At 57.9% G+C, this 24620-nt stretch carries 20 protein-coding genes; 11 read left to right on the forward strand and 9 right to left on the reverse strand.

All coding sequences use genetic code 11. From position 1 onward, the window contains the following. Positions 1-144 precede the first annotated feature (144 nt). Complete coding sequence (locus tag H9646_RS03570; protein WP_191721965.1) at positions 145-2520, forward strand: glucose/quinate/shikimate family membrane-bound PQQ-dependent dehydrogenase; 2376 nt, start codon at positions 145-147, stop codon at positions 2518-2520. Positions 2521-4472: 1952 nt separating this feature from the next. On the opposite strand, the gene H9646_RS03575 is transcribed toward H9646_RS03570, so the two are convergent. Further along, on the reverse strand, positions 4473-5039 hold the full coding sequence (locus tag H9646_RS03575; protein WP_191721966.1) for a Spy/CpxP family protein refolding chaperone: 567 nt from the start codon (positions 5037-5039) through the stop codon (positions 4473-4475). 273 nt (positions 5040-5312) lie between these two features. Here H9646_RS03575 and H9646_RS03580 point away from each other — a divergent pair, with 273 nt between their 5' ends. Then, positions 5313-6317, forward strand: a complete 1005-nt coding sequence (locus H9646_RS03580) for a recombination-associated protein RdgC (RefSeq protein WP_191721967.1) — start codon at positions 5313-5315, stop codon at positions 6315-6317. On the opposite strand, the gene H9646_RS03585 is transcribed toward H9646_RS03580, so the two are convergent. Both H9646_RS03585 and H9646_RS03590 read right to left on the reverse strand, forming a co-directional pair. After that, on the reverse strand, positions 6314-7534 hold the full coding sequence (locus H9646_RS03585) for a GGDEF domain-containing protein (RefSeq protein ID WP_191721968.1): 1221 nt from the start codon (positions 7532-7534) through the stop codon (positions 6314-6316). The two genes, H9646_RS03580 and H9646_RS03585, sit on opposite strands and share 4 nt — an antisense overlap. Positions 7535-7628: 94 nt before the next feature. Continuing rightward, positions 7629-8651 (reverse strand): sensor domain-containing diguanylate cyclase, encoded by a 1023-nt coding sequence (locus H9646_RS03590; RefSeq protein ID WP_191721969.1) that lies wholly within the window; start codon positions 8649-8651, stop codon positions 7629-7631. A gap of 298 nt (positions 8652-8949) precedes the next feature. On the opposite strand from H9646_RS03590, the gene H9646_RS03595 reads away from it, so the two are divergent. Continuing rightward, the gene (locus H9646_RS03595) at positions 8950-9828 is read left to right on the forward strand and encodes a TetR/AcrR family transcriptional regulator (protein ID WP_191721970.1); all 879 of its coding nucleotides are present in this window, start codon (positions 8950-8952) and stop codon (positions 9826-9828) included. A gap of 161 nt (positions 9829-9989) precedes the next feature. On the opposite strand, the gene H9646_RS03600 is transcribed toward H9646_RS03595, so the two are convergent. Together H9646_RS03600 and H9646_RS03605 are read right to left on the reverse strand one after the other, a co-directional pair. Beyond that, the gene (locus H9646_RS03600; protein WP_191721971.1) at positions 9990-11177 is read right to left on the reverse strand and encodes an acetyl-CoA C-acyltransferase family protein; all 1188 of its coding nucleotides are present in this window, start codon (positions 11175-11177) and stop codon (positions 9990-9992) included. A gap of 135 nt (positions 11178-11312) precedes the next feature. Then, complete coding sequence (locus tag H9646_RS03605) at positions 11313-11507, reverse strand: heavy-metal-associated domain-containing protein (protein ID WP_191721972.1); 195 nt, start codon at positions 11505-11507, stop codon at positions 11313-11315. Positions 11508-11810: 303 nt separating this feature from the next. Between H9646_RS03605 and H9646_RS03610 the strand changes: the two genes are divergently transcribed. Continuing rightward, a complete protein-coding gene (locus H9646_RS03610) occupies positions 11811-13469 on the forward strand; it encodes a methyl-accepting chemotaxis protein (protein WP_191721973.1) in 1659 nt (552 codons plus the stop codon). A 162-nt stretch (positions 13470-13631) separates the two neighbouring features. Here the strand turns inward: H9646_RS03610 and gstA are convergent, their stop codons facing one another. After that, positions 13632-14243, reverse strand: a complete 612-nt coding sequence (gene gstA, locus H9646_RS03615) for a glutathione transferase GstA (RefSeq protein ID WP_191721974.1) — start codon at positions 14241-14243, stop codon at positions 13632-13634. 258 nt (positions 14244-14501) lie between these two features. On the opposite strand from gstA, the gene mnmG reads away from it, so the two are divergent. The 5 genes from mnmG (at position 14502) to H9646_RS03640 (ending at position 19662) form a co-directional block, all read left to right on the forward strand. Beyond that, positions 14502-16460 (forward strand): tRNA uridine-5-carboxymethylaminomethyl(34) synthesis enzyme MnmG, encoded by a 1959-nt coding sequence (mnmG, locus tag H9646_RS03620; RefSeq protein ID WP_191721975.1) that lies wholly within the window; start codon positions 14502-14504, stop codon positions 16458-16460. Next, the gene (rsmG, locus tag H9646_RS03625; RefSeq protein ID WP_191721976.1) at positions 16457-17125 is read left to right on the forward strand and encodes a 16S rRNA (guanine(527)-N(7))-methyltransferase RsmG; all 669 of its coding nucleotides are present in this window, start codon (positions 16457-16459) and stop codon (positions 17123-17125) included. Before mnmG ends, rsmG begins: the two co-directional genes overlap by 4 nt. 230 nt (positions 17126-17355) lie before the next feature. Next, positions 17356-18126: a ParA family protein gene (locus tag H9646_RS03630; protein WP_191721977.1), complete on the forward strand. Its 771-nt coding sequence runs from the start codon at positions 17356-17358 to the stop codon at positions 18124-18126. 74 nt (positions 18127-18200) lie between these two features. Then, positions 18201-18743, forward strand: coding sequence for an RBBP9/YdeN family alpha/beta hydrolase (locus tag H9646_RS03635; RefSeq protein ID WP_191721978.1), 543 nt, complete (start codon positions 18201-18203; stop codon positions 18741-18743). A 4-nt stretch (positions 18744-18747) separates the two neighbouring features. Continuing rightward, positions 18748-19662, forward strand: coding sequence for a ParB/RepB/Spo0J family partition protein (locus H9646_RS03640; RefSeq protein ID WP_191721979.1), 915 nt, complete (start codon positions 18748-18750; stop codon positions 19660-19662). A gap of 63 nt (positions 19663-19725) precedes the next feature. Here H9646_RS03640 and H9646_RS03645 read toward each other — a convergent pair whose 3' ends face one another. Next, positions 19726-20550: a hypothetical protein gene (locus H9646_RS03645; protein ID WP_191721980.1), complete on the reverse strand. Its 825-nt coding sequence runs from the start codon at positions 20548-20550 to the stop codon at positions 19726-19728. 56 nt (positions 20551-20606) lie between these two features. Next, positions 20607-21206 (reverse strand): SEL1-like repeat protein, encoded by a 600-nt coding sequence (locus tag H9646_RS03650; protein WP_191721981.1) that lies wholly within the window; start codon positions 21204-21206, stop codon positions 20607-20609. 211 nt (positions 21207-21417) lie between these two features. On the opposite strand from H9646_RS03650, the gene H9646_RS03655 reads away from it, so the two are divergent. Continuing rightward, on the forward strand, positions 21418-22284 hold the full coding sequence (locus H9646_RS03655; RefSeq protein ID WP_191721982.1) for a class I SAM-dependent methyltransferase: 867 nt from the start codon (positions 21418-21420) through the stop codon (positions 22282-22284). Here H9646_RS03655 and H9646_RS03660 read toward each other — a convergent pair. Next, positions 22281-23192, reverse strand: coding sequence for an AraC family transcriptional regulator (locus H9646_RS03660; protein WP_191721983.1), 912 nt, complete (start codon positions 23190-23192; stop codon positions 22281-22283). The two genes, H9646_RS03655 and H9646_RS03660, sit on opposite strands and share 4 nt — an antisense overlap. 73 nt (positions 23193-23265) lie before the next feature. Here H9646_RS03660 and H9646_RS03665 point away from each other — a divergent pair, with 73 nt between their 5' ends. Further along, positions 23266-24537: an MFS transporter gene (locus tag H9646_RS03665; RefSeq protein WP_191721984.1), complete on the forward strand. Its 1272-nt coding sequence runs from the start codon at positions 23266-23268 to the stop codon at positions 24535-24537. Positions 24538-24620: the final 83 nt, after the last annotated feature.

The following is a 24620-nucleotide window of genomic DNA, read 5'->3' on the forward strand; positions in this document are numbered from 1 at the left end:
CCGCTACTTTCTCTGACTTGTGCTCACCCCTGTGCACAAGACACTGGTGAGTACCGGCGCCGTCGGTTTTTTTTCTCCCTAAAAAACCATACATCAAAAAATCATGACAAGCGTGATCCAACTGATACCTCAGGAGCTGCTGCCATGCGTGCATTGACACTCTTGCTTCTGGCCATTCTTGGCCTGCCACTGACTTTCGGCGGCAGCTACCTGCTTGCCTTGGGTGGCAGTCCTTTCTACCTGTTGAGCGGCGTGGTCGTATTGATCGCGGCGTTCGGTGTTCTCAAGCGCAAGCGCTGGGCTACGCCGGTATACGCCATCTGGCTGCTGGTGCTGCTGGCCTGGTCACTGTGGGAGTCGGGACTGCACTGGTGGCCACTGGCAACCCGTCTGGGCCTGCCTGCCATCATTGGTTTCATCATGGCGATTCCTGCTTCGCGCCGCAGTGCTGCTGCGGGCACAGCGCCTTTCGCTGCGGGCATGCCTGTGCTGGCAGCGTCGATCCTCTCGGCTGTAATCGCCTTCATCGGCATTCCTTTTCACCTCCATGAGACGGCCGGCAAGCTGTCAATGGAAGTGGTCAATCCCGATGCCAAAACTGGCGATAGCCCAGCCGCTGAAGGCGACTGGACCGCTTACGCGGGATCACACCACGGCCAGCGCTTTTCCAAGCTCACACAGATCACGCCTGACAACGTGAACCAGCTGGATGTAGCCTGGCAGATCCGCACAGGTGACATGAAGGGCCCGGGCGACGTGGGTGAAACCACCTACCAGGCCACGCCACTGAAAATTGGCGACAGCCTGTACCTGTGCACCCCGCACAGCCTGGCCATTGCTCTGGATGCTGATACGGGTGCCGAAAAATGGCGCTTTGATCCGCAAGCGGGCATGGAATCTAACCGCCAGCACCAGACCTGCCGCGGCGTTGCTTTCCATGCAGATGCGCCAGCTACTTCTGCTGCAACTGCAGTGGCAGCGACGACTGCGACAGCCAGTGCAGCACAGTGCAAGCACCGCATCTTCCTGCCATCTTCCAACGCCAAGCTCTATGCGCTGGATGCCGAAACCGGCAAGTTGTGCGAAGACTTCGGTGACAAGGGTGCGATCGATCTGACGCACAACATGCCCAACAAGCAGCCCGGTTATCTGAACCCCACATCGCCACCCGTGATTGCGGGCGATACGCTGATCATTGGCGCATCGGTCAACGACAACTACGCCGTGGAATCCCCCTCGGGCGTGATTCGTGCGTACGACGTACACACCGGCAAGCTGCTGTGGAACTGGGATTCTGGCAACCCTGAGGCCACCGAGCCTTTTGATCCAGCCAACCCCAACCAGGTCTACAAGGCATCTTCGCCCAACAGCTGGACGGTGTTCTCTGCCGACACCGAGCTGGGCATGGTCTACGTGCCCATGGGCAACCGCGTACCGGACCAGCTGGGTCAATACCGCAACGCTGACGAAGAAAAGTACACCGCCGCCATCGTGGCGCTGGACTTAAAGACCGGCAAGCTGCGCTGGTACCAGCAAACCGTGCACCACGACCTGTGGGACATGGACCTGGGATCGCAGCCCGTGCTGCTGGACCTGGATCTGCCCCAGGGCCGTACACCTTCACTGGTGCTGCCCACCAAGCAAGGTGATGTCTATGTGCTGGACCGCCGTGACGGTACGCCCATTCATGCGGTCACCGAGCGTCCTGCACCTCAGGGTACCGACGTGCCCGGCGAACACACCGTGCCCACACAGCCTGTGTCGGCTTTGAGCTTTGAGCCTCCCAAGCTGACGGAGTCAGACATGTGGGGTGCCAGCTTGATCGACCAGATGATGTGCCGTATTCAGTTCAAGAAACTGCGCTACGAAGGCCGCTACACCGCACCTTCACTGCAAGGCACACTGGTGTATCCCGGAAACTTTGGCACCTTCAACTGGGGCTCCGTGGCGGTGGATCCACAGCGCCAGGTGATGTTTGGCATGCCAACCTACCTGGCTTTCGTCTCGACACTGATCCCCCGCGACCAGCTCAAGGGTGACACCGTGATGAATCTGGGCGAGCAAGGTATCAACGCCAACGAAGGCGCTGGCTACGCTGTCAAGATGCACCCCTTCCTGTCGCCCATGGGCGTGCCTTGCCAGACTCCTCCATGGGGAACCGTGGCAGCAGCAGATTTGCGTACCGGCAAGATTGCCTACCAGTACCGCAACGGCACCATCCGCGACCTGTCACCCATCCCTCTGCCCATCAAGGTAGGTGTTCCCGGTATCGGTGGCCCCCTGATGACGGCTTCAGGCGTTGCCTTCCTGGGCGCTGCAGTGGACAACAACTTCCGCGCCTATGACGTTGCCACGGGTGATGTGCTGTGGAATGCCCGTCTGCCTGCAGGTGGCCAAGCCACTCCCATGACTTACCTGAACAGCCAGGGTGAGCAGGTGGTGGTGCTGGTGGCCGGTGGTCACGGCTCCATTGGCACCAAGGCGGGTGATTACGTGATCGCCTACAAACTCAAGAAGTAAACACGCTGCATGAACAGGGCTGATGCACTCAGCCCTGCAAGCAAGGCCTCTTCAACCTCTTTAGGGAGTGTTTGAAGAGGCCTTTTTTTGGGCTTTATTCGGCCATCCCTGCACACAGGCCATGCCTCTGTACGGTACCCCAGTCCTCGGCATAGACAGCCCATAGACAGCCAGTAAATCGTTGGCAGCCGCATGGCCAGGCAGTGCGCAGGCCCTCATTGCTCCTGCAGTCCTGCGTTGAAAACATCCGCATGACCGCTGCCTTGTCAGCAACAGACAGCCAGGACAAGGTCACAAGCGCCTGACAGGCCTGCACCAGCAGGACATGGGGGGTAGGGTGCCGAACCCCTTAACAGGCACGTACAGGCTTGCTCTGCTGCTGCAGACAGGCCTGTCAAGCTGAGACCAGCCTTGAGCTGGTTCCGGTACTGCCCAGGCACCGATCACTGAACGGTTACTGAACTGAGAGATTTCTTCTTGCTTGCTGCAGCTTCAAAAAAATTGCTTTCTGCGATCTGTCCTGATTCGATAGCTGCAAACGTCCAGAGCGTAGAGCTCATCCCCTTGAACGCCGGAAATCAGATCGAACGTGTTGTGAACGCACATGGTGCTTTTCACACAAGCACCGCAGTGATCGTTGAATATTTTTGAATGACTCTTTGGCACGTCTCTACGCTGGCTAAAACACTGTCCACTGCTGTGCATAACAAGCTGTGCATAAGTTTTCATGACAGAGAAACTTTGCACGCTCTGGCTGTCTGGCAGCTGAAAACAAATTTTCAGCCTCGCTGGTACGAAGGCTCTTGGATTTTCAGCTCAATGAACTCTTTTTTCCAAAGTCTGACAAGCCCTTGAAGCGCTCCTCATCTGTTTACTGCTTTGGATTTTGAGTTTGAGGTGACTTGTTCTTTTAAATTTTTTATAAGAATAGTAGGTAGTAGTAGGTCTCTACATTTTTTGTGGATAACTTCACATTCAGACCTGATTTCAACTACTTGCCTACGGCCAAATCATGTGGGCCAGACCCTGTTGCTGTTGTCGTGCAAACAGGGATAACTTCCAAATTTTTTGAATTTTTGTGGATATCTATGTTTTCTTCAGTGATCTATCCACAAGTACTGCTTCACTCTGATGTAACTTAGTTTTATGCGTTTATCTACTATGAAATAAGCGTTTAAAGCTATCAAATTTGATGTGAATAACTTTTAAAGCAGCACTTTTCCTAAGAAGAGCCATCCTGTGAACATCCCGAAACCCTGCGGGAAGACAAAGAGGCCATTGAAAAACGGAACAGATCCTGGATAGAGGCTTCATTTGCGCGAATTTTTTCGCGCGGTTGTTATTCTTTATGTTTTCTATTTTTAATTAGTAGTAATAGTAAGGATGGCTTGCTTCTGTGGATAACGTGAAAACGCTTTTTCAGATCAAGACGTTACAAAATTTCAAAGTATGTGCTGCAAGGCGGGATGAACGGTCACGCTTTTGGGTACAACTTCAGCACATGTCACCTTGGTGTGGATAAGTAGGTAGTTGCTCTTTTTTTCCACACAAAGTTATGCACAGGCAAAAATTGCCTTGCATGCCGTTCTTTCTGCACGACTTCAATGCAGGTAACTGCGTTACAAAAAAGTGAGCAACGCGGCGATGTAACCCAGTTACCGGGTAAACCCTCGGTTACATGGCGTGCTGAATTGGATGGTTAAGTCGTTGTTTTTATTTTTGTTTTTGGATGTACCCAATGTGGGTGAACACCCACATTGAAAGTGACGGCCATCGGCTGTTGCATTCCTCAATAGGTTTCAGCCATTGCAGTGCCCGCCCGCTATGCGGTGTCTACGGCATCAATGCGCACAGGGCTGTGGGCGAGACAGCAGGGCTGTGCACAATGAAAGATTTTTTTCAGCCACAAAAAAAGCAGGCCGAAGCCTGCTTGTGCAAAACGCCCGAAGGTTTTATGCAGCCGGTGAAGCGGTCACTGGTGCATGACTGGCGGGGCCATGGCCATGGTGACCACGTTTGCCATCCATGCGCTTTGCGCCAGAGCCTGCGTGGTGCTTGCCTGGGTGGCGTGCTGTCAGCTCATCAAAAGCTTTTTGCTGGCTGGGGTTGAGGCTGCTGTAGAAACTGCGCGTGGCTTGATCGCGCTGTTCGGCTTTGGCGGAGCGTTCCTTGCGCAGCTTTTGCGCCAGATCGAGCCGCTCGGGTGTTGTCAGCTTGCGCAGATCGGCTCGCTCGCCATGGGCCTTGGTGCGAGGCTCAGGGGTGATTGCCTTGGCATATTTGTCCCAGGCTGCCTGTTGATTAGGCTGGATCTGCAAAAGTGTTTTCATGCGCTCTGTGCGTTCTGCATGAAACTTGGCAAAGTCGGGTGCCGTGTGGCGTGGACTGTGCTGGACTGCGGAATGGGCAGGGGCTGATACGGCAGGCTGTGCAGTCTGGGCGTTGGCGCTGAGGGCAAACGTGCCTGCCAAGGCAGCAGCGGCGACAGTGGCGGTCAAAGTACGTTGGAAGCGTTTCATCACAAGTTCCTTTCAAGCGGTGTTGCGGTGAGACAAGCGTTTGCTGTGTCCTTGGATGCAAGTTTGAGGGCACTATGTAAGGGACTCGTGAGGCTTTGCTGCTGCTGTGTAAAGTAATACAAAGCTGCATGTGGCACGGTATGAAGGCTCAAGCGTTTTTTGCTCACGAGCACATATGGTGTAACTGCCAGTAGCTCATAAATTGATAAGACAGGCCCGCCCGTGCTGGGCCTGTCTTGGTTTTGTTTGAATGAATCAGGAAGAGGTGGCTGCGTGTTCAAAAACATGATCGTGTACCGCATGGCGGCGCAATGGGAAGGCTCACTGGAGCAGGTGCAAGAGGCTCTGCAAAAGACGCCTTTCATGGCTTGCGGCGCAACGCAGGAACAATCGGCAGGCTGGGTGCCGCCACGCGGTGAGGAGCACGGCCTGCTGGCTGAAAGCGTTGGTGGTCAGTGGATCCTGCGCTTTATGAGCGAGTCCAAAATGCTGCCCGCCAGCGTGCTCAATCGCAAGGTGCAGGAGAAGGCTGACGCGATTGAAAAAGAGTTTGGCCGCAAGCCCGGCAAGAAAGAAAAGCGCGACCTCAAAGACGAGGCCAAGCTCGATTTGCTGCCCATGGCTTTCACCAAGCAAAGCAGCCTGTGGGTGTGGATCGATCCGCAAGCCAAGTTTTTGGTGCTCGATACCGGCGCTCAGGGCAAGGCTGACGAAGTGGTCACGCTGCTGGTAGAAGGGCTCAAGGGCTTTGGCGTGGCCTTGCTGGACACACAAACCAGTGCCCAGGCTGCCATGGCCCATTGGCTGTTGACGCAGGAAGCTCCTGTGGGCTTTAGCATTGACCGTGAGTGTGAGTTGAAGGCGGCTGACGAATCCAAGGCGGTGGTGCGTTATGCCCGCCACCCGCTGGATATTGATGAAGTCAAGCAGCATGTGGAGCATGGCAAATTGCCAACCAAGCTGGCTATGACGTGGGACGACCGCGTGAGCTTTTTGCTGACCGACAGCCTGCAAATCAAGAAAATTGCATTCACTGATACGGTTCTGGATCAAGCCGGTGATGAAGGTGGCTTTGACACCGATGTGGCCATTGCGACGGGCGAGCTGTCCAAGCTGATTCCAGACTTGATCGAAGCCTTGGGTGGCGAAGGCCGCACCGAGATTGGCCAGCCCGCACCGGGTGCAGAAACTCTGGCGGTGCGAGTGGCAGGCAAAGGTGCTGTGACAGGCCCGGCCCTTGCTCCGCAAGACACAGACCCGCAAGACGCACCGTTCTAAGGCATGGCGGCCGCTGTGTGCGACTGCATGGTATGCACAGTGGCCGACATGGCTACGCGGTCACGGCCATTGCGCTTGGCCACGTACATGGCTTCATCAGCCGCACCGACCAGACGCTCCCATGAGCTGCCATGCGTGGGTGTGCCTGCATACACTCCCACGCTGATGGTGGTGTGCAGCAGCTTGCCGTTGGGCAATGGCATGGGAGATTTGCGCACTGCCTGGCACAGGCGCTCAGCCAGATGGAACGCCTCACGGGCGTGCGTATTGGGCAATACGACCACAAACTCTTCACCGCCGTAGCGGGCGGCAAAATCGCTGGTGCGACGGTGCTGCATGACAGTGCGCGCAATGCTTTGAATGACGTAGTCACCCACCAGGTGCCCATAACTGTCATTGACGCTTTTGAAGTGGTCGATGTCCAGAACCATGATGGACAGTGCCTGTCCCTGCTGCGCAGCCGCTTCAATGGCGTGTTGCAGGATCTGCACCAAAGCTGCACGGTTGGGCAGTTGGGTGAGTGGGTCAAGCTGGGCTTTGCTTTGCTCCATCACGGTCTCCCGATCCCGCAGCATGATCAAAAAACCAATGCTGCGAACACTCAACTGAAGCAGCACCCCCAGGCACAGCGCCCATAGCAGCAGCGTGTTTGCTGGCGAGGTACTGGCGGCGCCGTCAAAGAGCGCGGTGGTTCTGAAAAGCTCCACGGGCAAGATCGCGAGCATGTGTACCAGCACTGCGCCTGTAACCAGAATCCAGCCCCTGCCGGGCGTGCTTGTGCGTATGCGCAGCAGCACCACCACGGCGAAAACCAGCTGCAGCGCAACCATCGCTGCATGCAGCTGGTGAAAGCGCGTTAGGTCCTGAGGCAGCAGCCATGCCGCCAGCAACAGCGACACTCCTGTAGGTAGCAGTACGGTGGTGGCATCGCGGCCCCTGTCGCTGCTTTGCCTGAAGCGCTGGATGGCCACAGTGAACACGCCAATGGCCATGCTCAAAAGCGCTTGAGAGACCACCAGCAGTGCGATCAGGTTCCATCTGGTATGCAGGGCAAGTAGCCCGTAGGCAAGCGCACTGAGCAGTGTGCTGGCCAGCGTCAAAGCCATGCCTTGTTGCCAGTACTGGCGGCCCAAGGCCCACATGACCCACACCACCGTGAAAGCAGACAGGCAGGCCATGCCATAGGCCGTAAAAAAGTCTGGGAGCAGGGGAGTCATGGCGATGCCTTAGATAACAAGAGACAAGAAATGTGTCTGCATGTATCTCAACGGCAAAACATGCCTCAGCTTGTAGGCTGTATCCGCTTTTTAGTCAGGGGGCAATGCTCAGTGCTCGACGGCGCTCCTTGTCGGCATACATGGCCATATCGGCCTGATGAAAGGCCTCATCGACGCTGGTAAAGCCCGAAACATGGACCAGACCCACGCTGGCTCCCGGGTAGTGCAGCGGCTGTCCATCATCGAGCGTGATCTCGCATGCAGAGGCTTGTCGCAGGCGCGTTTCTAAGGCGGTGAGCGCGTGTTTGAGCCCTTCATCAAAAGGCGCAGGCCCTGGGGTGACCACCACAAACTCATCACCTCCCATGCGTGCCACCATGTCGCCGCCGCGCAGGCTGTGCTGCAGGCGCTGTGCCAGCTGGCACAGCAGCCGGTCGCCTGCGGCGTGGCCATGTTCATCGTTGATTTGCTTGAAGCCGTCAAGATCTACGAAAGCCACCAGCACAGACTCGCCACTGCGCTGTGCGCGTGCCAGCAGGCGCTGCAGCTCATTGATCAAGGCCGTACGGTTGGGCAACTGGGTGAGCGAGTCAGTCAATGCCAAATGCGTCAGCATTGAGTTGCGCTCTTTCAGCAGCTCCAGCAATTGCTCTCTCTCTACATGGTGGCCGATCAACTGGGCAAACAGCTGCAGCACCACTTCTGTTTCAGAGGGGAGCGTGGCATCGCTGGCACTGGCGGCACACAAGGTGCCATAGACGCTGCCATCAGACATGCGCACCGGGGCACTGACATAGGTGCGTATGCCCAGCGCTTGTGCGGCCTGCGAATCACCCCAGTGCTCCTGCACATTGCTGGTACACATGCGTCCTTCTGCCAAAGCGCGCTGACACAGCGTGTCGTTCCAGGGAACGCTCAGCCCCTCAGGAATCTGCATTTGCTGCGTATTGCGGGCATACAGCACATGCTGCAGCGCTTGCTCGAAGTCGATGGTGGTCAGGTAGGTGGATTCCAGCCGCGTTACCTGCCCGAGCATTTCAAGCAGTGGACGGACCAAATCTTCTTGGCTTTTGGCAAGCTTTAAAGATTGAGAAAGGCTAGTCAGCAGGTTATCCATGGTCAGGCAGTGGGAAAGAAGAATGAAAAACGCTGTGACACAGGCGTTCTTGTGAGGTTTTCAGGTGCATGGCAACACTGAAAGCATAGGCCGCTTTGCGGGGTTATGAAGGCAGAGTTTGTCTACTTTGTGATGCCAGTGTTGCTGAATGTTCGGGTGCTTTCCGCTGGGTTGGTTTGATTGTTTTTGTGTGAGCGCTTCAAGTGATCGATAAAACACGAGGCCATGCTCTATTCCTTAGAATGCCTTGAGTGTTTGCTATCGGTTTTGAGTTTTGACAGTAATTTCTTCACAAGCAATGGACCTCGTTGCTGCACCTTCCCCCTGGGGAACCCCTGTTCAGCGTGTGGCCCAGCGCCGCAACAAGCGAGATGCGTTGCTTGTCACCGCAGCCCGGCTGTTTAAGCAGCAGGGATTTGCATCGGCCTCGCTGGATCAGATGGCCGCACAGCTGGGCATTACCAAACCGACGCTGTACTACTACGTGCGCAGCAAATCGGAGCTGGTCCAGGCCTGTGCGCTGGCCGGTTTTCAGCAAGCGATTGAAGGAGTGCGTGAAGCCCTGCAATCGGCAGGAGAGGCAGGTCTGGAAGCCGCTCTGAAGGCCTATGCGCGGGTGCTCTCAACAGATTTTGGATGGTGCATGGTGCGCATTGATGAGTGGGAGCTACCCGCTGCATCTGCCCAGCACATGCAGCAGCAGCGCAGCATTCTGGAGAAAGGACTTGCATCAGCGGCTGCGTCGGCCACGCAAGTGGCGGTATGGCTGCGAGCACTGGAAGGCGTGGTGCTGAGTTTGCCCAAGGCCCATGTCAACAGCTTGATTGCGCTGCTTTGTGCGCAGCACCGGCCTCTGCAATCTCGCAAGGAGGAGCCTGCGCCATCGACCGAGCAGCCACGCAGTGATCGACAGGCAGGGCGCAAGCGGCCAGTGGTGGCACAGGGCCAGGCGGCTCTGGCTGCACCTGCTGTGCAGCCTTCGTCTCTTGCTGCTGCTCAAATTTCAATGCTGCCCAGCCAGGAGTGCTCTGCCCCTGCCGTTGCCCAAGTGCCGCTGGCTGGTGCAGTGCAGCGGATCATGGAGCGCCCCGATCCGGCTGAAGTCAGGAAGGTCAAGCCGGCGCTGAAACCGCGTGCGAAGTCCATGCAGACAACGGCACAGATCAATCTTTTCTGATGCGAATCTTGGATGCAAAAAATGTGCGTGACTTTGCGCCGCGCCACAGTCCGCCAAGATGGATGGACAGACGCATCCAGGAATAAAAGCGCGGGCAACGCAGATAAAAAAAGGGCCAGCAACCCCAAAGATTGCTAGCCCTGACGTTGCCTGCGCAGGCCTTATACGCGTTCAAAAATGGCGGCAATCCCCTGGCCACCACCGATGCACATGGTTACCAGTGCGTAGCGGCCACCTGTGCGGTGCAGCTCATAAATCGCCTTGGTGGTAATGATGGCGCCAGTCGCTCCCACGGGGTGACCCAGCGAGATGCCAGAGCCATTGGGGTTGACCTTGGCGGGGTCCAGCCCCAGCTCCTGAATGACCGCGCAGGCCTGGGCTGCGAAGGCTTCGTTGGCCTCAATCACATCCATGTCCTGAATCTTCAGACCTGTGCGCGCCAGCACCTTTTGTGTTGCGGGGACAGGGCCAATGCCCATGTAGGCGGGGTCAACGCCAGCGTGCGCATAGCCCACCAGACGCGCCAGAGGTTTCACCCCCAGGGCCTGAACACGGTCACCGGCCACCAAGGTGACTGCGGCTGCGCCGTCGTTGATGCCTGAGGCATTGCCCGCAGTGACGCTGCCGCCTTCTTTCTTGAAGGCCGGTTTCATGGCGGCCAGGGTATCAACAGTGGTGCTGCCACGCACGTGTTCATCCGTGTCAAACACGATGGTGCCTTTGCGCGAGGCGATTTCCACGGGAACGATTTGCTCTTTGAAGTAGCCTGCGGCAATGGCTGCTGCTGCGCGGGTTTGGCTGAGTACGGCCAGCTCGTCTTGCATCTGGCGGCTGATTTTGTAGCGATCGGCCACGTTCTCTGCCGTGATGCCCATGTGCATTTTTTGCCAGGGGTCATGCAAGATGCCCAGCATGTAATCCACGCTCTTGGCATCGCCCATGCGTGCACCCCAGCGCGATGCGGTGTCGAAGTAGGGGCCACGGCTCATGGATTCAGAACCCCCGCCAATGGCCACATCACAGTCACCCAGCGCAATGGATTGGGCTGCAGACACAATGGCTTGCAGGCCAGAGCCACACAGGCGGTTCACGTTGAAGGCGGGCGTCTCGATGGGGCAGCCGGCATCAATGGCTGCCACGCGAGCCAGGTAGGCATCTTTGGTATCTGTGGGAATGACATTGCCCATGACCACATGGCCCACGACATCGGGGGAGATTCCGGCCCGCTCTATCGCAGCCTTGACGGCTGTGGTGGCCAGCTGGGTGTTGGCTACATCTTTGAGAGCACCACCAAAAGTGCCAATGGCGGTACGTGCAGCGCTGACGACAAAAATTTCACGGGTGCTCATGCGTTGTCTCCAATGGTTGTTTAGGCAAAGCTGACAGCCATTGTGCGTTTGCAGCAACCAACTGCCAATCGTGCGTGTGACAGAGACAACGTGCAGCCGCTGCCACCTGCACAGTGGCGGCCACGGCTGCTGGGTTCAGGCGACGGTGTAGCCTTCTTCGGTAATAGCACTGGCCAGCGCTGCACGCGGGCTATCGCTGTGCACCACCACCTGCCCCGTGGTTCTGTCGATGGTGGTCTGGGCTTGTGCATCTACCTGACTGATGGCTTGCTGGACAGCGCGTTCGCAGTGGCCGCAAGTCATTCCCTGCACTTGAAAAACATGTTCCATGGTTGGCTTTCAATGGTTCGAGATGCCGCTAAATGTACCGCGCAACGCACATGTGTTTCACGTGGAACGCCGGGTCGGTGGCGCACCTGTTTAGTCATAGCAGCTTCGAGTCCGGAGAAGTAGCCCCAAGAAGGGGTTTTCTTTAGGCTTGTTTGTCAGACTTGTCTGGCAAACTTGCCAGACTGTTCCTGTTGCCTGTGTGCTTAGCTCTGCACCTGGGAAAGACGGTGAACAAGAAGCCTTGGTGGCGATACCAGGGCTTTGCGTCTTTTTAAGTGTGAGCGATAGAGAGGAACTCAGATCATGGATCTGTTTGCGCTGATGCGGATGTTCACGATCAAGGTGCGCATGTTGGGTGCCATTGCCGTGGTGCTGGTGTTGCTGGGCCTTTTGGGTGGGGCAGGCATGTTTGGCATGTTTCGCCTGCATGACCTGAACCAGAGTTTTCTGAACGGACCTTTTCAGCAGGTGGGCCTGATGACCAAGGTGCAAACCAGCTTGGCATTGGTGCGTTCTCTGGAAAAAGACATGGTGATTCAGTACGAGCAGCCCGAGCAGCTCCAAAAGACCCATACAGACTGGCAGGCCAGCTTGCAGGCGGTGCGTGCTGCAGGCGAGGAATTTGCCAAAGCTGCGCCGCAGCAAGATGTGCAGGTGATTCAAACACTGCTCAAGCACCTGGACCAATACCAGGAGCTGTTTGTGCCTGTGGCACGTCAGCTGCTTGCAGGCGGGTACGACAGTGCCACCGTGGCGCAGCGCGTAGGGCGGCGTGCCAGTGCCGAGTTTGTTGAGGCAGAAAAACAGTTGCAATCGCTGGAGCAGCTTTTGCAGACCCAGGCACAGGAGGCGCAGGCGCGTGGTGTTGAGGTGGCTTCACAAACGCAGTGGCTGTTCATCTTGGCGCTGATCATTACCACGGCAGTGGTCGCTCCGCTGACCCTGCTGAACATGGTGTCCATTTGCCGCCCGCTGCAAGACGCGAAAAGGCTGGCAGATGCCATTGCCCAGGGCGACTTGACCGAAAAGCTGGATGTCGTGGGTAAAGATGAGGTCTCTGATCTGCAAAATGCACTCAAGACCATGCAGACCAACCTCAATGGCATGGTGGGGCGTGTGCGCGATGCCAGCGGCAACATCGCAACCGCAAGCCAGGAAATTGCCACGGGCAACGGTGACCTGTCGGCGCGCACTGAGCAAACCGCCAGCAACCTGCAGCAAACCGTAGCGTCGCTGTTGCAACTGACATCCACCGTACAGCAAACGGCATCGTCCGCGCAGACAGCCAATCAACTGTCTGCATCGGCCTCGCAAACAGCGGCGCAGGGCGGTACTGTTGTCGCGCAGGCGGTGCAGAGCATGCATGAAATTGCCGCATCGAGCCGCAAGATTGGCGACATCATTGGTTTGATTGACTCGATTGCTTTTCAGACCAACATCTTGGCGCTGAATGCCGCAGTGGAAGCGGCCCGCGCCGGTGAACAAGGCCGGGGCTTTGCCGTGGTGGCCGGTGAAGTGCGCTTGCTTGCACGGCGCAGTGCCGAAGCTGCCAGCGATATCAAGCGGTTGATTCAAAGCAGCGTGAATGCGGTCGATGGCGGTGTGAAACACGTGGAATCTGCAGGAAAAACCATGCAGGAAGTCGTTGGCAGTATTCAGCGTGTGGGCGACATCATTGGCGAGATCACCGCTGCAGCCAACGAGCAGTCGGGTGGCATTTCTCAGGTCAACCAGGCCGTGGGAGACATTGACCGCATGACACAGCAAAATGCCGCCCTGGTAGAAGAGTCTGCGGCTGCGGCCGAATCGCTCAAGGAGCAAGCAGAGCGTCTGGCGGGCGTGGTGCAGCAGTTCAAACTCGACCACCAGGCCAGTGCAGGCTATGCACAGTCCCACACAGGTTTTTCTGGCGTGGCCCAGCCTCAGGCACTGCGAAAACCTGCGCAGGCACTGTTGAGCTAAATAAAAGATAGCTACTAACGCTTGCGTGTACTTGTTTTCAGATATCTAGAGCATTGAAACTCAATGTAGTAAAGCGCTGATAGCTATCATTATGGTTTAACCATTAAAAAAGGGCTTCCGTACGGAAGCCCTTTTTGCATGCGGCAAAGCAGCGGGGTGTGTTTAGGGCTTGAGCAGGCCTTCGGCGCGCAGTGCAGCTTGAACGGCGGGGCGGGAAGAGACACGTTGCTGGTAAGCCTGCAGGTTTGGCAGGTCAGACAGATCCAGGCCCACCACTTTTCCCCAGTTAGTGATCGTGAACAGGTAGGCATCGGCCACAGTGAACTGGCTGCCCATCAGGTAATCCTTGCCTGCCAACTGCTGCTCTACCCATTCAAAGCGGCCACGCAGCGCTTGGCGCACCGTGGGCTTGTATGCCTCGGGGGTGCTGGGCCTGAACAGTGGGCCAAAGCTTTTGTGCAGCTCGGTGCCAATAAAGTTGAGCCATTCCAGAACGCGATATCGCTCCATCGTGCCCACGGCAGGCAAGAGCTTTTTCTCGGGTGCTCGGTCTGCCAGGTATTGCACGATCACCGGGCCTTCACGCAGGCTCTGGCCATCATCGAGCACCAGAAAAGGTACATAGCCCAGTGGATTGATGGTGTAGAAATCTATGCCATCTGGCAACTGGTGGCTTTTGGTGCTGGTCAGAATGTATTCGCAGGCAATGCCGGCCTCCTCGGCAACGATATGGGGCGACAAAGAGCAGGCACCTGGGCTGAAATAAAGCTTCATGTTTCTCAAACCTTTCTTGCAATGCTGGGCGATAAGGCCAAGGCCATGCTACGCCTTATGCGCGGTGCAATAGTGCCAAGAAGCCGTACCTCAGACGCGGTGGCGTGCAGCGCCAAGACAAGATAGGCAAAGGATGGGAAAATTGGGGGTTTGCCTGCGCCTGAAAGTTTTTGGTGGCGCGCGGGCTGCATCAAGCGCACGCCTGCAACGGTTGCGAAGGGCGGGTGAACCACCACGCCGCCTGCGACGGAGAAAACCATGCTGTACCCCCAAGAATTTGATGTGATCGTCGTCGGCGGCGGTCACGCTGGCACCGAAGCGGCGCTGGCCGCAGCCCGTATGGGCTGCAAAACTTTGCTTTTGACGCACAACATTGAGACCTTGGGTCAGATGTCGTGCAACCCTTCCATTGGTGGCATTGGCAAAGGCCACCTGGTCAAGGAAGTGGACGCCATGGGCGGTGCCATGGCGCTGGCCACCGATGTTGGCGGTATCCAGTTTCGCATTCTGAACAGCTCCAAAGGCCCGGCTGTGCGCGCTACCCGTGCGCAGGCAGACCGCATTCTGTACAAGGCGGCCATCCGCGAGATGCTGGAAAACCAGCCCAATCTGTGGCTGTTCCAGCAGGCGGTGGACGATCTGATGGTGGAGGGCGATCGCGTGGTCGGCGCCGTTACGCAGGTAGGCATCCAGTTCAGATCCAAGACCGTGGTGTTGACGGCTGGAACCTTCCTGGACGGCAAGATCCACGTGGGCCTGGACAACTACGCCGCAGGCCGTGCGGGCGATCCGCCAGCCGTTTCACTGTCTGCGCGTCTGAAAGAGCTGAAACTGCCCCAGGGCCGCCTGAAGACCGGAACCCCTCCGCGTATCGACGGCCGCTCGATCGACTTCAGCCAGTGCACCGAGCAGCCAGGCGATGGCATGCCCGGTGGCATGAATGAAGGCCATGTGCCAGTGTTCAGCTACCGTGGTCACGCAGACATGCACCCACGACAAATGCCGTGCTGGGTCACGCATACCAACGAGCGCACGCACGAGATCATTCGCAGCGGTTTTGACCGCAGCCCCATGTTCACCGGCAAGATTGAAGGCGTGGGCCCGCGCTACTGCCCCAGCGTGGAAGACAAGATCAACCGCTTTGCAGACAAAGACAGTCACCAGATCTTTCTGGAGCCAGAAGGTCTGACCACGCACGAGTTTTACCCCAACGGTATCTCGACCTCTCTGCCTTTTGATATTCAGTATGCGCTGGTGCGTTCCATGAAGGGGCTGGAGAACGCGCACATCTTGCGCCCCGGCTACGCCATTGAATACGACTACTTTGATCCACGTGGTCTGAAGTCCAGCTTTGAAACCCGCCAGATCAACGGACTGTTCTTTGCCGGCCAGATCAATGGCACGACGGGGTACGAAGAGGCCGCGGCCCAGGGCATGTTCGCCGGCATCAACGCTGGCTTGCAAGCGCGCGAGATGGGTGCCTGGTTGCCCCGCCGCGATGAGGCTTACCTGGGCGTGCTGGTGGATGACCTGACCACGCAAGGCGTGACAGAGCCTTACCGCATGTTCACCAGCCGTGCAGAGTTCCGCCTGCAGCTGCGTGAAGACAACGCCGACATGCGCTTGACAGAAATTGGTCGAAAGCTCGGTGTAGTAGGTGATGCACAGTGGGAAATGTTCAATCGCAAACGTGACGCTGTTTCACGTGAAACAGAACGCCTGAAGGCCACGTGGGTGAACCCCCGCAGCCTGCCCGCAGCTGAAGCAGAGCGTGTGCTGGGCAAGAGCATTGAGCATGAGTACAGCCTGTTTGACTTGCTCCGTCGTCCCGGCGTGTCTTACCCCGCCTTGGCTCAGATGAGCGAAGGCAAGTACCAGTCCGCCGAAGTTTCACGTGAAACACTGGGAGACCTGCACGCAGCGGTGATCGAGCAGGTTGAAATTGCAGCCAAGTACTCGGGCTACATTGATCGTCAAAAAGACGAGGTCGAACGTGCCGCTCACTATGAAACACTGAAGCTGCCCGCCGAGCTGGATTACATGCAGGTGGCAGCCTTGTCGATTGAGGTGCGCCAAAAGCTGCAAAAGCACCGGCCCGAAACACTGGGCCAGGCGTCGCGCATTTCCGGGGTCACCCCGGCTGCGGTTTCTCTGCTGCTGATCCACCTGAAAAAAGGCGGCTTCAAAGACTTTGCACCGTTGAAGGAGTCGGCATGAGCGAATTGCGCAGGCAGCTGGAGCAGGGCGCAGCAAAGCTGTCGCTGAACCTGTCGATAGAGCAGCTCGATAAGCTGATGGACTTTCTGGATCTGCTGCAAAAGTGGAACAAAGTCTACAACCTGACGTCGGTGCGTGACCCGCAAGAGATGATGTCGCTGCACATGCTAGACAGTCTGGCGGCAGTGCCTGCGCTGCGCCGCCATGTGGCTGAACTGAGCAAGCCTGCGGGCAAGCGTGTGATGCAGCTGGACGTTGGCTCTGGCGGTGGTCTGCCTGGTGTGGTGTTTGCAGTGTGCTGCCCCGAGGTCGATATCCACTGTGTAGACACCGTGGGCAAGAAGGCTGCCTTCTTGCAGCAATCGGCAGTGGCGCTGAAGCTGCCCAACCTCAAAGGCATTCACGCGCGTGTGGAAACGCTCCATGGTCCCTATGACATTGTCAGTTGCCGTGCCTTTGCATCATTGGTGGATTTCACTACCTGGTCGCGCGCGGCGATTGCGGCTGATGGCATCTGGTTTGCCATGAAGGGCAAGCACCCACAAGATGAAATAGATGCACTGGGTAACAACGTGCATGTGTTTCACGTGGAACCTTTGAACGTTCCTGGGCTGGATGCGGAGCGCTGCATCGTGTGGGCGAAACCCGTCGCCGACACACTTTGAACCGCCACTGAACGCACTCCTGGCATAAACTCGGGTTTTCGTGAAACCTTGTTTTGCGAAACAGAGTTTTCAATGCGGGGGTGGCGTTGGCAAGATACACGGCATGCCCTGTGTGCCGCATTGAAAGGCCAAAGCTTACGCGCTTGGCCTTTTTCCTTTGTGTAGCAATGCTTTGCAGCACAAAGGGTGTTTCATAAAGAGCGCATGGCGCCCTTCACCAGCTTTTTCTCATGGCCCAAATTTTCTGTATAGCCAACCAAAAGGGTGGCGTCGGCAAAACAACAACAGCAGTGAATCTGGCCGCCGGCTTGGCCAAGGTAGGCCAGCGGGTATTGCTGGTGGACCTGGATCCGCAGGGCAACGCCACCATGGGTTCAGGCATTGACAAGCGTGCTTTAGAGCTGAGTGTGTACGACGTGCTGCTGGAGTCTGCCTCTATTCAGGAAGCCGCCGTGCTGTCTGAAAAGTGCGGCTATCACGTGCTTGGTGCCAACCGTGAATTGAGTGGTGCAGAGATTGAACTGGTAGCGCTGGAGCGCCGCAATGAGCGCCTCAAGACGGCGCTGGATGCAGTCAAAAACGACTTTGATTTTGTGCTGATTGATTGCCCGCCAAGCTTGTCCATGCTCACGCTCAATGGCTTGTGTTCGGCCCATGGCGTGATCGTGCCCATGCAGTGCGAGTATTTTGCGCTGGAAGGCCTGACCGATCTGGTCAACACCATCAAGCAGGTGCACGCCAACATGAACAAAGAGCTGAAGATCATTGGCTTGCTGCGCGTGATGTTTGACCCCCGCACCACCCTGCAGCAGCAGGTGAGTGACCAGCTCAAGGCCCACTTTGGCGACAAAGTGTTCGACACCGTGATTCCCCGCAACGTACGCCTGGCTGAAGCCCCCAGCTACGGCGTGCCCGGCGTGGTGTTTGACCCTTCCGCCAAGGGCAGCAAAGCGTTTATTGACTTTGCCAAAGAGATGGTCAAACGCATTGACAAGAAATAGGTCTTCACGGAAAACGCCCTCTGAGACAGATACAACAAGCGTTAACAGCTACGAAAAAGCAAGTGACTGATTCTGTGAATTCTCCCCGTGTATTGCTGCTGCCTGGCTGGCAAAACTCTGATGCCGGCCACTGGCAAAGCCGCTGGGAAGCGCTGCATGGCTACGAGCGTGTGCAGCAGCATGACTGGCAGCGCCCGCTGCGCGGAGACTGGTCTGCGCGCCTGCAAGACACGGTGATTGACAGTGCCCAGCCCGTGGTGCTGGTGGCACACAGTCTGGGCTGCATATTGACCGCATGGTGGGCAGCGCATTCCCCTGTGGCCAAAACCCGCGTGCAGGCTGCTTTGCTGGTTGCTCCGGCGGATGTGGAACAAGCGCACATTCGCAATCTGTTGCCCGGCTGGTCACCGCTGATGCTGCTGCGCCTGCCATTTCCCAGCGTGCTGGTGGGCAGCCAAAATGACCCGTATTGCACACCGGCGCGCACACAGCAGATGGCACAGGCCTGGGGATCGCAATTTGTGGACCTGGGCTGTGCAGGTCATATCAATACCGACAGCGGGCTGGGCGATTGGACCGATGGCCATGCTTTGCTGCAATCACTGATGAAAGATTAAGACCATGGTGACCAAGAAACCCAAAGGCCTAGGACGTGGTTTGGAAGCGTTGCTGGGGCCCAAAGTAGAAGATGCACTGGCTGCCGCATCCACGGATGTGCCCAGCAGCTTGCCGGTCACCGAGATGGTGGCAGGCCAGTACCAGCCACGTACGCGCATGGATGAGGGTGCGCTGTATGAACTGGCCGAGAGCATCAAAGCGCAGGGCATCATGCAGCCAATTTTGGTGCGCAAACTGCTCAAGGGCGAGCATGCCGGCAGGTATGAAATCATCGCGGGGGAACGCCGCTTTCGCGCCTCAAAAATTGCAGGCTTAGACAGCGTGCCCGTGCTGGTTCGTGATGTGCCGGACGAAGCCGCCGCCGCCATGGCGCTGATTGAAAACATTCAGCGCGAAGACCTCAACCCGCTGGAAGAAGCGCAAGGTCTGGCACGGTTGGTCAAAGAGTTCAATTACACGCACGAGCAGGCGGCTCAGTCCATTGGTCGTTCGCGTTCTGCTGCATCCAACTTGCTGCGTTTGCTGAATCTGGCAGAACCGGTGCAGACCATGCTGATGGCCGGTGACATCGACATGGGCCACGCCCGCGCTCTGCTGGCTTTGGACAAGGCAGAGCAGATCAGCGCAGGCAACCAGATCGCAGGCAAGAAGCTGTCGGTGCGAGAGGCCGAGGGGCTGGTCAAAAAAATTGCGGAAAGCAACGACGGTACGGCGGCAGCCAAGGGCAAAAAAGTAGCCAAATCGCGCGATGTGCAGCGCGTGGAAGAAGAGCTTTCTGACCTGTTGATGGCGCAGGTGGAGGTGCGTGTGAAAAAGCGCGTCAAACGCCACGGCAAGCTGCAGGACATGGGCGAGCTGGCCATCCAGTTTGGCTCGCTGGAAGAGCTCAATGGCCTGATCGAAAAACTGCGTGGCTAAGATCTGCGCACCATGCAAAAAGGGCTTCCGAGGAAGCCCTTTTTTGTTGCCTGTCAGCGCTGTTTACTTGCCCACTTTCAGCTGACCGCCGCGGCCAAGGCCACCCTTGACTTCCTGGGCCTTGTAGTTGCGCAGAGACACCACCATGTTGTTGTAGGCATCCATAAAGGCGGCAACAGTTGCCTTGCCTTCTGGGGTGCGCGAGAACCCGCCCAGACCGGCTGCTGCGCCACCACCAAACGCCCCCAGTGCTGCGCCATAGTTGGTGGCTGTGGCATTGCCTTCGGAGATGGACAGCTGCACACCGGAGCGGATGTCAAACATGGTCATGGTGACCACCGACTGCTTGCTTTGCAGGTTGCCTGCCAGTGCGCCCGCTACACCACCGAACAAGCCGCCCAGACCTGCGGCCAGACCACCCACCGATTCGTTGCTGATGATGATGGCGGGTTCCAGGTAGTAATCGGCGGCAACGCGCTGCCCCTTTTGCTGGCGCGAGCCGGCACGGAATTCGCCGGAATTGCGTTGCTTGTTCGTGATGGCAGAAAGCTTGCCTTCCGTGCGGCTGTTGCCAATGGAGGTGATCACAAAGCAGTTGGACTGCTGGACCGCCAGACGGATCAGGGGCTCGATATTGGTCACCTGTGTGGCCTGCCCAAAGCTGGCAAACCATTCCTTGCCGCGGCCGTCGTCAACGGCCAGCGTGCCCAGGGGTGCATCGCAGCGTTCCAGAGATGCATTGGCGTTGACGCTTGCGGCACCGCCTGCAGCACCTGTGGCGGCTGTGGCTGCATTGCCTGTGGTGATCTGGCCACCACCGGGGGTCACGCAGGCAGTCAGAACCAGGGTGCTGGCAGCTGCCAGCAAAGTCAAAGTCTTCTTGGACATGGATGAGGTCTCTTTCAGTCAATAAAAACGGATAACAAAACGGGGTGCGACACAGCTCAATGCAAGTACCAGCTGGAGCCTCTCCAGTGCCAGTAATACGGTGCTGTGGTGTACCAGGCTCCCCATGATTTGCGATCCGCCTCGCGGACCTGGTACTGTTCGTGTTCATTTTTCTTGGCGGCCTGGGCCTGGGGCAGCAGGCGCAGGGCCTCTTTATGGCCTTTGGCCGCTGCGCGCGAGAGCCACGCTTCAGCCTCGGCGGGGTCTGAGCCCATTTCCTCAAAGCCGAGCAGATACAGGCGGCCCAGTGCAAATTGCGCGTCGACCAGACCCTGATCGCCAGCGCTGCGCAGCCACTCTATGGCTTGGAAGCTGTTGCGCTCTACGCCGTCGCCGCGCAGAAAACGCAGTGCCAGGTCATAGGCTGCTTTGGGATTTTTCTCTGCCAGCTGGCTCAAGGCTGCGAGCCTGCGTTCCGCCTCTGGGTCGGAGGGCGGACTGACGGCAGTCACGGTGTTGCGATGCTGGTCCACACACTGGCTGCCCGTGCAGACGCGAACGGTTTCTTGGCGAGACAATTGCTCTGCCGGTGGCTGTGCTGCGCAGCCTGCCAAGATGAACGCAGGCAGTACATACCATCCAAAAAATTTGGACATAGCTCTCCCCCCCCTCTTTCTCTCATTTATGTAAACGGCGTAATTTTGTGGTTTTTCTTGCGAAAAGGAAACTTTGTTTCTTTTAGAAGCTTATCGAAAGATTTCTACTATTCTTTGTGAGAAGTCATAGGGTAATTAATGTGCGTGGTGCATGGTCGCGGGTTGCTGCCTGCAGGTGCTGTGGCATTGATCTTTCGGGCAATATCGCGGCATGCATTTTCTGAACAAGCTGATATGGCCAATCCCCGCATTACTGGCCTGGGGCCTTGCCTGGGCCAGCTTTGCCGTGGGCCAGGTCTGGTTGCCATGGTGGGGGGCGCTGTGCGTTGCCTGTACCTGCGCTCTGGCAACCAGCCTGTGGGGGGGCACATGGTGGCGCCGCGTGATGATCGCCTTGGGCTTTCCTCTGTCATGGATGGTGCTGGCAGCAGGCAGCTTTCCCGCGTGGCTGTGGCTGCTGCCGCTGGCGCTGCTGCTGCTGGTGTACCCCATCAATGCCTGGCGCGATGCGCCGGTATTTCCGACACCCAAAGGTGCTCTGGACGGCTTGGCTGCGCACATTGCACTGGCTGAGGGTGCGCACGTGCTGGATGCCGGTTGCGGGGCGGGTGATGGTCTGAAAGCCTTGCGCAGCGCCTGGCCGCAGGCGCGTATTTATGGTGTGGAGTGGAGCTGGCCGCTGCGCTGGCTGAGTGCACTGCGCTGCCCATGGGCGGTGGTGCGCAGGGGTGATTTGTGGCAAAGCAGCTGGGGTGATTTTGATCTGGTCTATCTGTTTCAGCGCCCGGAGAGCATGAGCCGTGCTGCGGTCAAATCATTGGGTGAAATGCGCCATGGCTCGTGGCTGGTGAGCTTGAACTTTCCCATCCCGGACGTGGCACCGGTCTACGTTGCCGAACTGGAAGATGGCCGTGAAGTCTATGCCTATCAGGCCCCTTTGGCCGAGGTGGACTACGACAGTGTGCTGAGCGACGAAATCGCGGGCATGCTGCCTGTGCGCCCGCAGGGCATTGTGGTGCAAGGCCAGAGTCTGTACCCCCGCAAAGGCCGCCCCGGCGGCAATATGCACAGGCACTAGGGCGCTGTGGGCGCAGACTGCTGCTGCCCTAAAAAGGTGGCCGCCGTCATGCCTACGGTGCGGCGCACCAGGGCGCTGAATGCGCTGTGCGTGTAGCCCAGCTCAGCCGCGATGTGCGCAATGGGCAACTGCTGTGCAGCCAGTGCCACCGCGTGCGCCAGCACGACTTGCTGGCGCCACTGGGTGAAAGTGCAGCCCAGTTCACTGCGAAACAGCCGGGCCACGGTGCGCAGACTGGCCCCGGTGTCCAGAATCCATTGCTCCAGCGTTTCGTGGCGTGTGGGATCTGCCAGTACGGCCTCGCAGAGGTTTTTCAGGCGCTTGTCTTTGGGCAGCCGGATGCCCAGATGGATTACGGGCGCGCGGCGCAGCTCGTCGCAGACCAGGGCGCTCAGGTGCAGTTCGCGCTCTTGCTGGGTCAGTGTCAGGGGCAGCGAGTTGTCGCTGCCAACGTCCATCTCCACGACCAGTGCACGCAGCAGCGCAGAAGCTTCCATGACGCGGCACTCTTGCCAGACGGGGTCGTTCATCCAGTGTGCCTGGGCCCCGCCACCATGCGTGTCAGGCAAAAAGTACAAGGTATACAGGCGTGCAGTCTCCACCATGGTCACGGCATGCTGAACGCCGGGCGGCACCCACACGGCGCGGTGGGGCGGCACGATGTAGGTGGCGTTGGCCAGTGACAGTCGTATCACGCCGCCCGTGGAAAGGGCCAGCTGCGCCCACGGGTGTGTGTGGGGCATGATCAGGGTGTCTTTGTCCAGCTCGCGCATTTTGGAGCGCACAGGGCGCTGCGCATGCGGCTGGTAGAGCAGCGGATCCAGGATGGGGATTTGCTCCAGCGTGCGTGCGTTGCGGTGTGGATTTATGCCTGGTGCAACGGCAGGCAAAGCGATGGGTTTGGGCATGGCATGCGAATTGGCAGATTTGCAATAGCTTTTGGCCGACTATCGCATACCTGCCGCAACGTCGCTGCCTAAGATGCGCAGCATGACTGCTTCTGTGATTGCTTCTGCTGCCCCTGAGCGCCGTGATGCGCGCACCATTGGCCTGGTGGGCCTGGCCCACGGTTCTTCCCACTTTTTTCACCTGCTGCTGCCGCCGCTGTTTCCGTGGCTGATTGCGGAATTCGACACCAGCTACTCGCAACTGGGTGTGATGGTGTCGCTGTTCTTCATTGTCTCGGGCACCGGGCAGATGCTGGCAGGTTTTCTGGTGGACAAAGTGGGCGCGCAGCGCGTGCTGTTTGCCGCACTGAGCAGCTTTGTCGTCGCTGGCTTGCTGGCTGCGGTGGCACAGAACTACGCCATGCTGCTGGCTGCATCGTTCTTTGCGGGGCTGGGCAATGCACCGTTTCACCCGGTGGATTTCACCATCTTGAACAAACGCGTAACGGCCAAGAACATTGGCCATGCGTTTTCGGTGCACGGTATCTCCGGCAACCTTGGCTGGGCCATGGCGCCGGTGTTCATGCTGGGCATCACCACGTGGACGGGTTCCTGGCGCATTGCCTGCGTGTGTGGTGCGGTGTTTGCCGCCACAGTCTTGCTCACCATGTGGCTCAACCGTCGCTGGCTGGATGACAAAGCGTTTGACGCGGCGGGTGCCAACACCAAAGCACATGCTGCGGCGGCCACCTCTGCAGAAAGCCCGTTTGCGTATTTGAAGCTGCCTGCGGTGTGGATGTGCTTTGCTTTCTTTTTCTTCAGCACCGTGGCGCTGAGCGCCATTCAGAACTACGCCAGCACCGCTTTGCACCTGATGTATGACCTGCCGCTGACGCAGACGGCGCTGGTGGTCACAGGCTTCATGCTGTGCGGTGCGCTGGGCATGGTCGGTGGCGGCTTTCTGGCGCAGCGCGTGCAGCGGCTGGAAAAAATCATTGCCACTTTCCTGCTGATTGCCGCTGCCTGTCTGGCCATTGTGGGCACGGGCTGGTTGCCCGGTACCGCGGCTTTGATCCTGGCCTCTGCCGCAGGTTTTGGTCACGGTTTGGCGGGCCCTTCGCGTGACATGCTGATCAAGCGAGCCACCCCTTCAGGTGCCACTGGGCGCGTGTATGGCACCGTGTATTCGGGCCTGGATACGGGGTTTGCCGTGGCCGCCCCCATCTTTGGCTGGATGATGGACCAGCAGATGCACAGCCAGGTATTTTTTGGCGCAGCGCTGGCCTTGGCGGTGAGTGTGCTGGCTGCCAGTGCGGTGGGCGTGCAGCTGCACCAAAAGCGTGTGACGGTGGGCGCTGCTGCCTGAGTGCGGTCAGAGATGAGGGCAATCGTCCCACCGGAAAAAGGCCGCATTCGCGGCCTTTTTGTTTTCAGGAGCTACCAACGCCT

Origin of the sequence: Comamonas avium (assembly GCF_014836675.1) — a bacterium.
In the GTDB taxonomy this organism is placed as follows: Bacteria; Pseudomonadota; Gammaproteobacteria; order Burkholderiales; family Burkholderiaceae_C; genus Comamonas; species Comamonas avium.